The organism is Limnohabitans sp., from assembly GCF_040400975.1.
Lineage (GTDB): Bacteria > Pseudomonadota > Gammaproteobacteria > Burkholderiales > Burkholderiaceae_C > Limnohabitans_A.
In genome coordinates this window covers 48,757-63,479 of sequence record NZ_JBBAPF010000012.1, presented here as the reverse complement: position 1 = coordinate 63,479, position 14,723 = coordinate 48,757, and the positions used below count along the sequence as shown (strand labels likewise).

The following is a 14,723-nucleotide window of genomic DNA, read 5'->3' as shown; positions in this document are numbered from 1 at the left end:
ATGGAATTGTTCAAAATCAGAAAAGATATCCCCTTCATGCGCCATGCCTTGGTGCTGAACGCGGTGTCATTCATCACGTTCTTCTTGGCCGTGTTCTTTTTGTTCAGCAGGGGCTTGCATTTGTCGGTGGAATTCACCGGCGGCACCCTGATGGAAGTGAGTTACAGCCAACCGGCTGATTTGCCCAAAGTGCGCGGCGTGATTTCAGGCTTGGGTTATGCCGAGGTGCAGGTGCAGAACTTTGGCTCGGCGCGTGAAGTGCTGATCCGCCTGCCGGTGCAAAAAGGCGTGACCACCGCCCAGCAAAGCGAGACCGTGCTCAACGCCCTGAAAGCGGCCAACCCCGATGTGACCCTGCGCCGCACCGAGTTTGTGGGCCCGCAGGTGGGGGATGAGCTGGTCAAGGACGGGCTGATGGCGCTGGCCTTTGTGGTGGGCGGCATCATGATTTATTTGGCCATCCGTTTCGAGTGGAAGTTTGCCGTCTCGGCCATCATTGCCAACTTGCACGATGTGATCATCATCTTGGGTTTTTTTGCGTTCTTCCAGTGGGAGTTTTCGCTGGCGGTGTTGGCCGCGGTGTTGGCGGTGCTGGGTTATTCGGTGAACGAGTCGGTGGTGATCTTTGACCGGATTCGCGAGAATTTCCGCCGTTACCGCAAGATGAACACGGTAGAGATCATCGACAACGCAATCACCTCGACCATCAGCCGCACCATCATCACCCACGGCTCGACGCAGATCATGGTGCTGTCCATGCTGCTGTTTGGGGGTGAGACGCTGTACTACTTTGCCTTGGCGCTGACGATTGGCATTTGCTTTGGCATTTACTCGTCGGTGTTTGTGGGTGCTGCCGTGGCCATGTGGCTGGGCATCAGCCGCGAAGACATGGTCAAGCCGGTCAAGAAAGACCACGACCCGAACGACGAAAATTCGGGCGCCGTGGTCTGACAGATCACCAGGCTTGGTTGTTGCACAAGGGCACCTTCGGGTGCCCTTTGCTTTGAGGTTGACACTTGGTTGTAGGCCACCGCTTTGGCGTTGGCCTAAGCTGAACCGATGCGCTGGAACAGCCCGCCCGGCAAACGACTCACTTGCCCCATCAGCTCCAGCTCCAGCAGTTGGGCCTGGAGTTGTGCTGTGGGCCAACCGCAGCGCGCTTGCAGGGCGTCCAAGCCCACAGGGTCGTGCCCCAGGGCGCGCAGCAAGGCCCGCTCTGGATCGTCCTCTTGGCCTGTTGGCGGCTTGCTGTCTGCATTCGTGTCGGTCGACAGGTCCAGCGCCTGTTGCGTCATCGCGGAAGGCATGCGCAGTTCTTCGAGCACATCCTGCGCCGACTCCACCAGTTTGGCCCCCTGTTTGATGAGCGCGTGACAGCCCTTGGATTGGGTGGCGTGGATCGAGCCGGGAATGGCCATCACATCACGGCCTTGTTCAAGGGCTTGCTTGGCGGTGATGAGGGAGCCCGATTGCAAGGCGGCTTCGACCACCAGCGTGGCCTGCGACAGGCCTGAGATCAGGCGGTTGCGGCGCGGGAAGTTGGGGGCCAAGGGCGGTGTGCCCAGCGGGTACTCGCTCAGGATCAAACCGTTTTGGGTGATTCGGTGCGCCAAGTCGCGGTGCTGGCGTGGATACACCCGGTCCAGTCCGGTGCCCACGATGGCGATGGTGGCCAGGCCTTTTCCGGCGTGGCCCAGCAAGGCGCCTTCATGCGCCGCACCGTCCACACCCAGGGCCAGGCCTGAGACGATCGTGAGCCCATTGGCCGCCAGACTGCGGGCAAATTCACGCGCATTGTCTGCGCCTTGGGGTGTGGGGTTGCGGCTGCCCACGATGGCCAAGGCTTGTTCGGCTTGCTGTGTCGCCAAGTGCGCTGTTTGCCCCATGGCGTAGAGCATCAGCGGTGGGTCGGGAATGTCCAGCAAGGGGGCTGGGTAATCACTGTCCCCGAGGGTGAGCACGCAGCAACCCATCGGGGCATGGGCTTGCAGCCAGTCCAAGGTCTCTTGCGTGAGGGCGGCGCAGCCATCGGGCTCAGAGCCCAGCGCGCGTGCTTGGTTGGCACTGACCACTTGGCTCAAGGCGGTTTCGGTTTGCGCAAAAATGGCTTGGGGCTCGCCAAAGGCCGCGAGCAGTCGCCGGGCGCTTTCGGGGCCAACGCCGGGTGTGAGGCTCAGGCGCAACCAAGCGCCCAATTCGTGGGGTGTGTGTGTCATGCGGTCTCCCTGTGCAGCCTTGATGGCTGTCGATGGCTTGTTGCTTGGCATTGTGGTTGAAAGCCAAGAAGACGCCAAGTCCATAAAATCACCCCATGACGTTCTTCATTCAAGAGCCAACCGCGCACATGCACCTGTGCATCCTCGAAAACGACGACTTGGATCCCCCCTTGGTGCCGCAATACACGCGGGTGGCGACGATGTTTGAGCGGCTTTTTGCACAGGTGGGTTACGAGGGGCGGATCGACACCTTCAGTGCCCGGCACGGGGAATACCCGGCCACTTTTGAGGGCTACGACGCGGTGCTCTTGACCGGCAGCCGGGCCGATTCTTTTTCGGATGAGCCGTGGGTGGTGGCCTTGCGTGAGTGCGTCACGCGTTTGCTGCAGGACCAACACAAGTTGCTGGGGGTTTGCTTTGGCCACCAGTTGATCGCGCATTGTTTGGGTGCGCCCGTGCAGCGGGCACCCCGAGGGTGGCGGGTCGGACGGCAGGCCTATGACTGGCTGGGTCAGTCCGAGCACTTGGGGCTGGCGCCAGGCCAGGCCGTCCGCATGGCCTTGCTGGCCAGCCACCAGGACCAGGTGTTGGCTTTGCCGCATGGCGCGTCCTTGTTGGCGACACAGCCCGATTGTCCGGTGGCAGCCTATGCGCTGGGTGACCAGGTGTTTTGCATTCAGCCCCATCCGGAGTTCACGCCCGAGGTGTCGGCCTTTTTGTTGAGCAAGCGCAGGGCCTTGATGGGGGAGCCGCTTTACGAGCAAAGCATGGGCAGTTTGGCTGAGCCCCACGATGGCTTGGCCTTGGCACGGTTCATGATCCGTTTTGTGCAATACGGTCTCTCGGGCCAAGCCGCGCAAGCTTCGGGCCGAAATGACAGAAAATACCCGCATTCCATTTGAGTTTGAGAACCATGGCCCTGCTTCCCATCCTTTGCTACCCCGACCCTCGCCTGCACAAAGTGGCCAAGCCTGTGCAAGCGGTGGACGCCCGCATCCACGCCCTGATCGATGACATGGTCGAAACCATGTACGAGGCCGGTGGCATTGGCCTGGCGGCCACGCAAATCGATGTGCACGAGCGCTTGGTGGTGATCGACACCTCAGAAGAGCGCAACCAGCCCATGGTGCTGATCAACCCCGAAATCAACTGGATGGGCGATGAGCGGGTCAAGGGCGAAGAGGGTTGTTTGTCGGTGCCCGGCATCTACGACGGTGTGGAGCGCGCGACCAAAGTGAAGGTCACTGCGTTGGACCGCGATGGCCAAAGTCGCAGCATCGAGGCCGAGGGCATGTTGGCCATTTGCATCCAGCATGAGATGGACCACCTGATGGGCAAGGTATTTGTCGAATACCTGTCCCCTCTCAAACAAGGCCGCATCAAGACCAAACTGGTCAAAGCCCAAAAAGCTGAGCGCTGAAGCGCTTTTGAAATCTCCCCCATGCGTCTGATTTTTGCGGGCACGCCCGAATTTGCCCAGGTGGCCCTGGCGGCCCTGCACGCCGCTGGCCATGACGTGGTGTTGGTCCTGACCCAACCCGACCGCCCTGCTGGTCGTGGCATGAAACTCCAGGCGTCGCCCGTCAAGCAGTGGGCTTTGGACCATGCGGTCCCAGTGGCCCAGCCGCGCAGTTTGCGACTCGACGGCAAATACCCCGAAGACGCAGCCGCTGCCCGCCAGACCCTCATGGACGCAAATGCCGACGCCATGATCGTGGCCGCTTACGGCCTGATCCTGCCGCAATGGGTGCTGGACTTGCCGCCCAAAGGGTGCCTCAACATCCACGCTTCTTTGTTGCCACGCTGGCGCGGGGCAGCGCCGATCCACCGCGCCATCGAGGCGGGCGATGCGCAAACCGGCATCACCATCATGCAGATGGACGCAGGCTTGGACACCGGCGACATGTTGCTGGTCTTGCCCTGCGCCATTGCGCCCAGTGACACCACCGCCGTTCTGCACGACCGCTTGGCCGAGCTGGGCGGACAGGCCATCGTGCAGGCGCTGGCCAAACTCGATGCCTTGCCGCACCAGCCCCAGCCCGCCGAAGGCGTGACCTACGCGCACAAGATCGACAAAGCCGAGGCCGCACTGGACTGGGCCTTGAGCGCGGAAGTGCTGGCGCGGCGTATTCGGGCCTTTGACCCCTTTCCGGGCATGACCGCGCCGCTGGCCACCGCCACGGGTGTGGAAAGCTTGAAGATCTGGCAAGCGGCGGTCGAACCTGCGGCACACGATGCTCAAGCCACCGCGCCGGGCACCGTGATCAGCGCCGATGCGACGGGCGTGCGCGTGGCCTGTGGTGAGGGCCTGCTGTGCCTGACGCAATTGCAGCGCCCTGGTGGCAAACGCTTGACGGCAGCCGACTTTTTGCGCGGCTGCCCCTTGCAGCCCGGTCAACGGCTGGTGGCCTGATGTTTTTTCGGCCCACGCTTTACCGGCATGCCGAGTTTTGGCAAGGCCTGCGCGACCTGGCCCCGCAAGCACCGGGCGTGGCCGCTTGGGGCCTGATGACGGGTGTGGCCATGGTCAAGTCGGGCATGAGTGTGTTCGAGGCGGTGGCCATGACCCTGCTGGTGTTTGCGGGCAGCTCGCAGCTGGCGGCCATTCCGCTGTTGGTCGCAGGCGCTCCGGCTTGGGTGATTTTGGCCACCGGTTTTTGCGTGAACCTGCGTTTTGTGGTGTTCAGCCTGCATTTGCGGCCTTATCTCATGCACTTGCCGCGCTGGCAGCGCATGTGCCACGGCTACTTCACCGCTGACATCAGCTATGTGTTGTTCACCCGGCGCTACGCGCAGCCCGGTGACACCGACGCCGAGCGCACAGCGCAAGAGGCTTATTTGGCGGGCAACTACTTTTTGAACTGGAGCAGTTGGATCGTGGCCAGCCTGTTGGGTGTTGGCTTGGCCAACCTGATCCCACCCGAATGGGGCTTGGGCTTTGCGGGTATTTTGTGTCTGCTGGGCATCCAATGTTCGCTGGCCAGTTCGCGCATGCGCATTTTGTCAGCGGCGGTGGCAGGTGTAGCGGCGGTGGTGGCCTACCACTTGCCTTTGAAACTCAACATCGTGGTGGCGATCGCCGTGGCGGTGATCCTGTGCTTGACGGTCGAAAAAATCCGACCAACACCCAAGGCGGCGGCATGAACGAAACCGACCTGTGGACCTTGGCTGTCATCGTGGGTTTGGCCGTGGTGACGGTGGTGGCTCGAAGTTTCTTTTTCATCTCCAGCCAGTCTTGGCAATTGCCCAACTGGGCGCAACGCGGTTTGCAGTACGCCCCGATTGCAGCGCTCTCGGCGGTGGTCATTCCCGAAGTCATCACCGTCCAAGGTGAGTTGGTCAGTACTTGGCAAGATGCCCGGTTGTACGCGGCTGTGGTGGGTGTGGCTGCTTACTTTTGGCGGCGTGATGTGCTGATCACCATCCTCGCAGGCATGGCGGTGTACCTGCCATTGCGTTTGGGCCTTGGCTGGTAGGCCGCCATCAAATGCTTTGCACATGCTTTTGGATGTCTGCGATTGCCGCTGGCGGCGGCGCTGTCAGTCCTTGTCAGGCGCTGCTTTTAAAATGTCTCCCGAATTAACAGGTAGAGGTCAAGTTTTCCCATGAATGTCATTCGTTTTTCAGATCTGTGCGCCAGAGGTCAAGTGGCTGGACAACGTGTGTTCATTCGCGCCGATCTGAATGTGCCGCAAGCCCATGACGGCAGCATCACCGAAGACACGCGCATTCGTGCCAGCGTTCCTTGCATTCAGATGGCCTTGGAGGCGGGCGCGGCGGTGATGGTCACCTCGCATTTGGGTCGCCCGATCGAGGGGGCCTTCAGAGCCGAAGATTCTTTGGCCCCAGTGGCCCAACGTCTGGGCGAGTTGCTGGGCCGTGATGTGCCGCTGTTGTCCAACTGGGTTGATGGCGTGAAGGTCGAACCCGGTCAGGTCGTCTTGCTGGAAAACTGTCGCGTCAACAAGGGTGAGAAGAAAAACAACGAGGCGCTGGCTCGCAAAATGGCCGCCTTGTGCGACATCTACGTGAACGATGCCTTTGGCACCGCGCACCGCGCTGAGGGCACGACCTATGGCATCGCCCAGTTCGCGCCCATTGCCTGTGCAGGCCCCTTGTTGGCCGCAGAAATTGACGCGATTGGCCAAGCCCTGGAGGCCCCGCAAAGGCCCTTGGTGGCCATCGTGGCGGGCTCCAAGGTCAGCACGAAACTGACCATTTTGAAGAGTCTGTCGCAAAACGTGGACCAGTTGATCGTGGGTGGCGGTATCGCCAACACCTTCATGCTGGCGGCGGGCCTGAAGATCGGCAAGAGCCTGGCCGAAGCCGACTTGGTGGACGAGGCCAAAGCCGTGATCGACGCCATGAAGGCGCGTGGCGCAGAAGTGCCGATCCCCACCGATGTGGTGACCGCCAAAACCTTTGCCGCCGACGCGCTGGCGACGGTGAAGAAAGCCACCGAAGTTGCCGATGACGATTTGATTTTGGACATTGGCCCTGAGACCGCCGCCAAGCTGGCTCAGCAACTCAAACAGGCAGGCACCATCGTGTGGAATGGGCCCGTGGGCGTTTTTGAGTTTGCGGCTTTTGAACATGGCACCCAGGTGATTGCGCACGCGATTGCCGAGTCCAAGGCATTCAGCATCGCAGGCGGGGGCGACACCTTGGCCGCAATTGCCAAGTACGGCATCGAAAAGCAAGTGGGTTACATCTCTACGGGCGGCGGTGCATTTCTTGAAATTTTGGAGGGCAAGACCTTGCCCGCCTTCGAGATCCTGGCCAAGCGCGCTGCCGGTTGACGCATTCCCACCCACAAAAAAACCCCGCATGGCGGGGTTTTTTTGTGGTTTCGGGCCAAGTCCCGATCAGGCTTGTGCGGCAGGGGGCAGATTGCCACGGACCGGACTCGTCATGTTGCCCTGAAAGTCGGTCCAGCATTCACGGCCAAAGTCGTACATCTTGCAGTTTTTGGCGGTTTCAAAGTACCACTTCCAGCTGAAGGCTTGGACGATGATGCGGCCCGGCAGCATTTCTTCGAGTTTGGCTTGCGCCTGCTTCAATCGGTACAGCGGGATGCTCATGTCCACATGGTGGGCCGTGTGTTCCATGATGTGGTGCATCATGCCGCCGATGTTGAACGGAAAAGTCAGGTGGACGGTGGTTGAAACAAAGGGTGCCGCTTTGGTCCAAGCTGCCTTGTTGTCATGCCAAGAGACCTTCACATGGGTATGGTGCACGTAGACCACGAATCCGATCATGGTGTTCCAGCAAAAGAAGGGGATCAAAACACCCATCAGCAAGGACAACCAAACCGACTGACCCGTATAAGCCGCGGCTGCGGCGACGGTTGCCAGCCAAAAAACACCAAACAGACTCACCAGCAGGCTGTCTTTGAAGAAGATGGGGCGGCGGGTAGGCATGTGGGTTTTGTTCGGGAAGAGTTCGCGCTTCCACCAAATTTCGATCATGTAATAAAGACCGGGCGCCCAGCCGCTGCGGTAGGCGCGTTGAAGCAAGCGCTCCACAGGGCTCAGCGCGGCAAATTCTTCGGCCGTCAAAGGTGTCCAGACAAAGTCCACGCCTTTGAGATTGGTGTAGCCGTGGTGCACCACGTTGTGGCCGGTGTCCCACAGGCTGTAGGGGGTCAGGGAAGGCAAGAACGCGATGCGGCCCAGCACCTTGTTCAGTTCGCGGTGGGGGGTGAGGCTTTGGTGGCAGGCATCGTGGCCGATCACAAACAGGCGGCCAATCACGAAGCCTGCAATGGCGCCACACAGCAATTTGAGCCAGATGGCCTCGAAAGCCACAGTGGCGGCGATCAATGCAAAAAACAAGGCGTAGTCAAAGGCCAGCAGCACCAAGGCTCGCATGGTGCTGCGCTGTGACAAAGGGACCAGCCACTCGCGTAAAGTCTTACGGTGAGGCAAGGCTTGGTCCAGGGCAATGGGTTGATCGACGGGCGGGGTGTGTAAGGCAGTCATGACGCTCAAAAGTAAATCGGTCGACATGGAGTTTAGTGGCAAGCTGTTTCAGTGGCCTGACTGAGATCAATTCAAGGGCTTTGCTTGGGGGTAAGCTGCCGCAGTCGCGCAAACCTACGAAAGTGTCAGAGTGATCACTTTTTCGTGTGAGAATTGAAAACTTACAAATGGAGATCGCTGAATGTCCCGTCGCGCCACCAAGATTGTTGCCACTTTAGGCCCTGCTTCCAGTGACCCTGCGCTGCTTGAGGCCATGATTCGGGCTGGCGTGAATGTGGTTCGCCTCAATTTCAGCCATGGCAAGGCACAAGACCACGTGGACCGTGCGCGCTTGGTGCGCGAGGCTTCGCAACGTGCGGGCCGGGAGGTGGCGATCATGGCCGATCTGCAGGGTCCCAAGATCCGCGTGGGCAAGTTTGCAGAAGGCAAAGTGATGCTGGAGTCTGGTGCTGCTTTTGTGCTGGATGCCTCACGCGCCGAACCCGGTGATTTGCAAGGTGTGGGTCTCGATTACAAGGAATTGCCTCGCGATGTGAAAGCCGGTGACGTCCTGCTCCTCAACGATGGTCTGATTGTGCTCAATGTGGTGTCCGTCAAAGGTGAGCAAGTGCACACCACCGTCAAGCTGGGTGGCGAGTTGTCCAACAACAAAGGCATCAACAAGCAAGGCGGCGGCCTCACGGCACCCGCCTTGACCGCCAAGGACATGGAAGACATCAAAACCGCCATGAGCCTGCGTGCAGACTATGTGGCGGTGAGCTTTCCGAAAAATGCCACCGACATGGAAATGGCCCGCCAACTGTGCAATGTGGCGGGTGCCGAGTTCGGTCATAAGCCAGGCCTGATTGCCAAGATCGAGCGCGCTGAGGCCATTCCACACCTTGAGAGCATCCTGATCGCCAGCGACGGCATCATGGTGGCTCGGGGTGATTTGGCTGTCGAAGTCGGTAACGCCGCCGTGCCCGCTCTGCAAAAACGCATGATCAAGCTGGCCAAAGTGCACGACAAGGTCGTCATCACAGCCACCCAGATGATGGAAAGCATGATCACCAACCCGGTGCCCACCCGCGCCGAGGTCTCGGACGTGGCCAATGCCGTGCTGGACGGCACCGATGCGGTCATGCTCAGTGCGGAGACGGCTGCAGGCAAATACCCGCTGGAGACGGTAGAAGAGATGGCCAAGATTTGTTTGGCCGCTGAGGGTGCTGAAGACGTGGAAATCGATGCCGACTTCAAAGGTCAGACCTTCAGCCGCATCGACCAGTCGATTGCCATGGGGGCTTTGTTTACAGCCAGCCATTTGGGTGCCAAAGCCATTGTGGCCATGACCGAATCGGGATCCACAGCCCTGTGGATGAGCCGTCGCCGTGTCCACATTCCGATCTATGCGTTGACCACCAAGCTGTCCTCTCAGCGCAAGATGGCTTTGTTTCGCAACGTGCGCCCATTGTTGATGGACACCAGTGCTGACCGCGACACGGCTTTGGTCGAGGCTGAAAACCACCTGAAAAACCGCGGTATTGTGAGTTCAGGCGATGTGTACGCCATCACCTGCGGCGAGCCCATGGGTTCGCCCGGTGGCACCAATATGCTGAAAATTTGCAAAGTGGTCTGAGAAAGACGCATGCTTATGTTGGAACCTGCCACCCGATTCAGGAGGTGGTACAGGACCGTGACGAACTGAAACCTATAAAATCTGGGTCGATCTTTGGCCGGGCGACCTCCCGGTGCATTCATATTTTCAAACTTCCCGGGACATCACCACCATGGCACTCGTTTCTATGCGCGAGCTGCTGGATCACGCAGCCGTCAACGGTTACGGCATTCCAGCTTTCAACGTCAACAACCTCGAGCAAGTCCAAGCCGTCATGACGGCGGCCGACGAAGTCGGTGCCCCGGTCATCCTCCAGGCCAGCGCAGGTGCCCGTAAATATGCGGGTGAGCCGTTCATCAAGCACCTGATCCAGGCAGCCACCGAGCAATGGCCACACATACCGCTGGTCATGCACCAGGACCACGGCCAAAGCCCTGCCATCTGCCAAGGCGCGATCAACCTGGGTTTCTCGTCGGTGATGATGGACGGCTCCTTGCTCGAAGACGGCAAGACCCCGGCCGACTTTGCTTACAACGTCGACGTGACACGCCGGGTGGTGGACATGGCCCACAAGTTGGGCGTCTCGGTGGAAGGTGAATTGGGGTGCCTTGGCAACTTGGAAACCGGCGAAGCCGGTGAAGAAGACGGCATTGGCGCCGAAGGCAAGCTGGACCACAGCCAAATGCTGACCGACCCCGAAGAAGCCGCCCAGTTCGTCAAAGCCACGGGCCTGGACGCACTGGCCATTGCGATTGGCACCAGCCACGGCGCTTACAAGTTCAGCCGCAAGCCCACGGGCGATATTTTGGCCATCAGCCGCGTCAAGGAAATCCACCAGCGCATTCCCAACACCCATTTGGTGATGCACGGCTCGTCCAGCGTGCCGCAAGAGCTGCTGGCCATGATCAACCAGTACGGCGGCAAGATGAAAGAAACTTACGGCGTGCCGGTCGAAGAAATCCAGGAAGCCATTCAGCACGGCGTACGCAAGATCAACATCGACACGGACATCCGCCTGGCCATGACAGCGGCGGTGCGCAAATTTTTGTTTGAAAACCCTGACAAGTTCGACGCCCGCGAATGGCTCAAGCCCGCCCGCGAAGCGGCCAAACAAATCTGCAAGCAGCGCTACCTGGAGTTCGGTTGCGAAGGCCAAGCGCCCAAGATCAAGGGCGACAACCTGCAGGTGGTGGCCGCCCGTTATGCCCGGGGTGAATTGGCGCAAGTGGTGAACTGAAGTTCTTCGAGTCTATTCCACTGAAAACCGCCTTTGATGGCGGTTTTTTGTTTTAATACACGGTCATTCAATTTTCCGGTGAACACTGCATTGAGCCATGGTCAAAAAGATCGACAAACCCGGGAAAAAGGAACAAGTGGCAGCTGACTCGCCCATCCTCAACAGCCCCTACGATGCCCCCCGCCATCACTACGCTACAACTGTAGAGGGTGAACTCAATTACAACGATGTTCGACCAGGGCGTCGCATCTTTTCACCGCAAACCCCGCAAGTGCCTTTGGGGCAGCAAGCCCAAACCAGTCTTTATGACCTGAACGACCATGCGGCCAATTACCAAACTCTTTTGGTTAATTTGCTGCGCGATCAAGTATCACTGTGGCGGCAGTCTGGTTACCCCGATGTCACCAGTCGCGTCACCAGAGACTTGTTGCAGTTTTGGTTTTTGAACCCTGAGCGCCCCGACTGGAAGCGTTTGTTCTTTGCGCAGCAAGAGGCGGTGGAAACCGCCATTTGGCTCAATGAGGTGGCATACAAATCCAATGTGGGCACCCATGTGCTGGACCAACTGCGTTTGGCCAATGAAAGCGTGGAAGACCCTGCCAGCGTGCTGCCGCGCATCGCCTTCAAAATGGCCACAGGCACAGGCAAGACGGTGGTCATGGCTTGTTTGATCCTGTATCACTATTTGAACCGCAGCCAATACCGAAACGATCCGCGCTACGTGGACTATTTTCTTTTGGTGGCACCTGGCATAACCATTCGCGACCGTTTGAACGTTTTGCGAGTCGACACCCACGCGCAAAGCGACAACGAAGCACAGGACTACTACCGCGAACGTCAATTGGTGCCTGCAGCCTATGCGGGCTTATTGGCCGGATTGAACGCTAAGCTGAGCATCACCAACTTCCATGCGTTTGAACCTCGGCTCATTGGTGGCAACAAGCGAAGCCCCTTGGACGGCAAAATCGGTGCAGACGGTCAAAAAGTGCAGGCTCGAGAGGATGTCTCGCAAATGCTCAAACGGGTGCTGAGCCACTTCAAACCCGGAAGGCGCATGGCCGTCATCAACGACGAAGCGCACCACTGTTACTTGCCCAGAGCCAAAGGCAAAGACACCGAAGAGGACAACAGCGCCACCGAAAACGAGCGTGCGGCAGTATGGTTCAGCGGCTTGCGTGAAATGGCCAAACGTTGGCAACTTGGCGCGGTCTATGACTTGTCTGCAACGCCTTATTACCTGTCTGGCTCTGGCTGGCCAGCGTATTCCTATTTCCCCTGGGTGGTCAGCGACTTTGGCTTGATCGAAGCCATTGAGGCAGGCTTGGTCAAAATTCCGTTTTTGCCTGTGGATGACACCTCGCAAGAGTTGGACGAACCCAAGCTGCGTAATCTTTACGACCACTGCAAAGACGAACTCTTCAAGAAGGGTCAACGTGGGCAACGCAAGAGCGACAAAGCCGAAGGTGTGGGTAAATCAGGCACCAAAGACAACGCAGCCTTGGAGCGCCCGCCTGAGTTACCTGGCTTGCTCAAAACCGCCCTGCGGCAGTTTTATGAGCATTACGAAAAGTACGAGCAAGGCCTGCGCGAATCCGGTGAGCGTGGCAAAGACCTGCTGACGTCGCCGCCCGTGTTCATTGTGGTGTGCAGCAACACGACCGTGTCCAAGGAGGTTTACAAACACATCGCGGGTTATGAAACCGTGGACGATGAGGGCAACCCCTTTGCGGTGGAAGGCTTGTTGCCTTTGTTTTCGAACTACGAACCCCATACCCGTCAGCGCCGCCGCAAGCCCCCGACCTTGCTGATCGACTCCGAGGCCCTGGAAAATTCAGGCCAGGTCAATGACGAATTCAAACGGGTGTTCGCCCCTGAAATCGATGCCTTCAAACGGGAGTACCGCTTGAGCTACCCGGACAAATCGGTGGAAGCGCTGACCGATGGGGACTTGTTGCGAGAAGTCGTCAACACCGTGGGGCGTCCCGGCAAGCTGGGTGAGCACATCCGCTGTGTGGTCAGTGTGGGCATGCTCACCGAGGGCTGGGATGCCAACACCGTCACGCACATCGTGGGTGTGCGTGCCTTTGGATCGCAACTGTTGTGCGAACAAGTGGCCGGGCGTGCCCTGCGGCGCAGGCAGTATTTTCTGGACCCCAAAACAGGCAAATTTCCGCCCGAATACGCCCACATCATCGGCGTGCCCTTCAAGTTCTTCAAAGGCGGTGAAACCACCCCGCCTACCCCGCAAGACATCCAGCAACTGCGCGCCATGCCCGAGCGCGCCGAGCTGGCCATCGAGTTCCCCAACCTGCTTGGCTACAAAATCAGCCACGATCTAGAAGGCGTGCGCGCCGATTTTTCGAGCACACCCCTGCACGTACTCAACCTCAACGAGCGCCCGACCCAAACCACCATGGGCAGTGCCTTTTCGTCTGAAGAACAAGAGCTGATCACCGATGTAGACAGCATGCGCGACCAAGAGGTGGTGTACTGGATTGCCAAAGAAGTCATGAGCCGCTACTACCGCGATGACCAAGGCCGCCCCCAGCTCGAAAAATTCACCGACATCCGCCGAATTGCGCAGCAGTGGTTTGACCACAAGATCGAGCTGGTGGGGGAAACCGACACGCGCTACAAGCGCCTGATCCGTGTGGAAGACCCCAAGGCCGTGGCCCGTTCCGTGTATTTGGGCGTTGAAGCGGCAGCCCTGCAAAAACACCTGGACGCTGGAGCCGAGCGTGCACCGCAAATTTTGCCCCTGCTCAACCACTACAACCCACGCTCCAGCTCGGCCTATGTGCACGGTGCCACCACCAAGCCGGTTTACCCGACTAAGAAAAGTCATGTGAACTTTGTCGTGGCCGACACCGACAGCTGGGAGCAAATTGCCGCCAAGACCTTTGAGCAAATGTCCGAGGTGCAAAGCTACGTGAAGAACGCCTTTTTGGGTTTTGCCATACCGTATGTGGACAAACAAGGCATTGAGCGTCAATACCACCCTGATTTTTTGTGCCGCGTGCAAACCCCTGAAGGTGAGCAGTACAACCTGATCGTCGAAATCACCGGCTTTGCCAAAGACAAAGAACTCAAGCGCTACTTCACCATCCAGCGCTGGCTGCCCGCCGTCAACGCGCAGCGCGCCCAACTGGGCTTGGCCGGTGGCTTGCCTTGGTACTTTTGCGAAATCACCGACATCGAGCGCATCAAAAATACGCTGACTGAAGAAATCACCCGCATCAGCACCGAAGTTGATGCAGCTGCAGAGCGACAGTTTTTTATGAACGCACAAATGCGAAGCCTTCAAGGCATTTGGGACAACGAAGAAGATGAGATTTGGAATGACCTCTAAACCAACATTCAACGTGGGAGATGTGGTGATGATAGTGTTCCCTTACACCGATTTGAGCAGCAATAAACTGCGTCCCGCTGTGCTCATGACGCACCCTGATCGTGATGGTGATTTCATCGCTGCCGCTGTGACCAGCCAAGCGGGACACAAGAGCAGTTTGCCGCTGTCCAATGCCGATATGGTTGCAGGCACTCTGAAGAAAGACAGTTTCATTCGCGCCGACAAACTGTTTACCTTTCACACAAGCATCGTCAAGCGCAACATCGGCCAAGTCAAACCCGACATCGTACGCAACACGCTGGGTGTGTTGTGCCCTGTCCTGAACTGCTGCTGACCCATCACCGTT

Annotated in this window: 13 protein-coding genes; 11 read left to right on the top strand and 2 right to left on the bottom strand. The window is 58.7% G+C overall.

What is annotated here, in order from left to right:
- Positions 1-951, top strand: a complete 951-nt coding sequence (gene secF, locus ABWQ00_RS09010; RefSeq protein ID WP_353238335.1) for a protein translocase subunit SecF — start codon at positions 1-3, stop codon at positions 949-951.
- Between the two features lie 95 nt (positions 952-1,046).
- Here the strand turns inward: secF and dprA are convergent, their stop codons facing one another.
- A complete protein-coding gene (dprA, locus tag ABWQ00_RS09005; protein WP_353238334.1) occupies positions 1,047-2,216 on the bottom strand; it encodes a DNA-processing protein DprA in 1,170 nt (389 codons plus the stop codon).
- A gap of 95 nt (positions 2,217-2,311) precedes the next feature.
- Between dprA and ABWQ00_RS09000 the strand changes: the two genes are divergently transcribed.
- From ABWQ00_RS09000 to ABWQ00_RS08975, 6 genes are all read left to right on the top strand, one after another.
- Positions 2,312-3,118, top strand: coding sequence for a glutamine amidotransferase-related protein (locus ABWQ00_RS09000; RefSeq protein ID WP_353238333.1), 807 nt, complete (start codon positions 2,312-2,314; stop codon positions 3,116-3,118).
- Positions 3,119-3,129: 11 nt separating this feature from the next.
- Positions 3,130-3,636 carry a peptide deformylase gene (gene def / locus ABWQ00_RS08995; RefSeq protein ID WP_353238332.1) on the top strand — a complete coding sequence of 169 codons (507 nt, stop codon included), beginning with the start codon at positions 3,130-3,132 and terminating at the stop codon, positions 3,634-3,636.
- A 21-nt stretch (positions 3,637-3,657) separates the two neighbouring features.
- Positions 3,658-4,629, top strand: a complete 972-nt coding sequence (fmt, locus tag ABWQ00_RS08990; protein ID WP_353238331.1) for a methionyl-tRNA formyltransferase — start codon at positions 3,658-3,660, stop codon at positions 4,627-4,629.
- Entirely contained in the window at positions 4,629-5,360 is a 732-nt protein-coding gene (locus ABWQ00_RS08985) for an AzlC family ABC transporter permease (RefSeq protein ID WP_353238330.1), read from the top strand. Before fmt ends, ABWQ00_RS08985 begins: the two co-directional genes overlap by 1 nt.
- Positions 5,357-5,692 carry an AzlD domain-containing protein gene (locus ABWQ00_RS08980; RefSeq protein WP_353238329.1) on the top strand — a complete coding sequence of 112 codons (336 nt, stop codon included), beginning with the start codon at positions 5,357-5,359 and terminating at the stop codon, positions 5,690-5,692. The genes ABWQ00_RS08985 and ABWQ00_RS08980 overlap by 4 nt, the downstream gene beginning before the upstream one ends.
- A gap of 129 nt (positions 5,693-5,821) precedes the next feature.
- On the top strand, positions 5,822-7,015 hold the full coding sequence (locus tag ABWQ00_RS08975; protein ID WP_353238328.1) for a phosphoglycerate kinase: 1,194 nt from the start codon (positions 5,822-5,824) through the stop codon (positions 7,013-7,015).
- Between the two features lie 66 nt (positions 7,016-7,081).
- Here the strand turns inward: ABWQ00_RS08975 and ABWQ00_RS08970 are convergent, their stop codons facing one another.
- A complete protein-coding gene (locus ABWQ00_RS08970) occupies positions 7,082-8,197 on the bottom strand; it encodes a fatty acid desaturase (protein WP_353238327.1) in 1,116 nt (371 codons plus the stop codon).
- A gap of 181 nt (positions 8,198-8,378) precedes the next feature.
- Here ABWQ00_RS08970 and pyk point away from each other — a divergent pair, with 181 nt between their 5' ends.
- The 4 genes from pyk to ABWQ00_RS08950 all read left to right on the top strand — a co-directional run bounded on the left by pyk (position 8,379) and on the right by ABWQ00_RS08950 (position 14,711).
- On the top strand, positions 8,379-9,812 hold the full coding sequence (gene pyk, locus ABWQ00_RS08965; protein WP_353238326.1) for a pyruvate kinase: 1,434 nt from the start codon (positions 8,379-8,381) through the stop codon (positions 9,810-9,812).
- A 151-nt stretch (positions 9,813-9,963) separates the two neighbouring features.
- Complete coding sequence (fba, locus tag ABWQ00_RS08960; RefSeq protein ID WP_353238325.1) at positions 9,964-11,028, top strand: class II fructose-bisphosphate aldolase; 1,065 nt, start codon at positions 9,964-9,966, stop codon at positions 11,026-11,028.
- A gap of 97 nt (positions 11,029-11,125) precedes the next feature.
- Complete coding sequence (locus tag ABWQ00_RS08955) at positions 11,126-14,377, top strand: BPTD_3080 family restriction endonuclease (protein WP_353238324.1); 3,252 nt, start codon at positions 11,126-11,128, stop codon at positions 14,375-14,377.
- Positions 14,367-14,711: a type II toxin-antitoxin system PemK/MazF family toxin gene (locus ABWQ00_RS08950; RefSeq protein WP_353238323.1), complete on the top strand. Its 345-nt coding sequence runs from the start codon at positions 14,367-14,369 to the stop codon at positions 14,709-14,711. The genes ABWQ00_RS08955 and ABWQ00_RS08950 overlap by 11 nt, the downstream gene beginning before the upstream one ends.
- Positions 14,712-14,723: the final 12 nt, after the last annotated feature.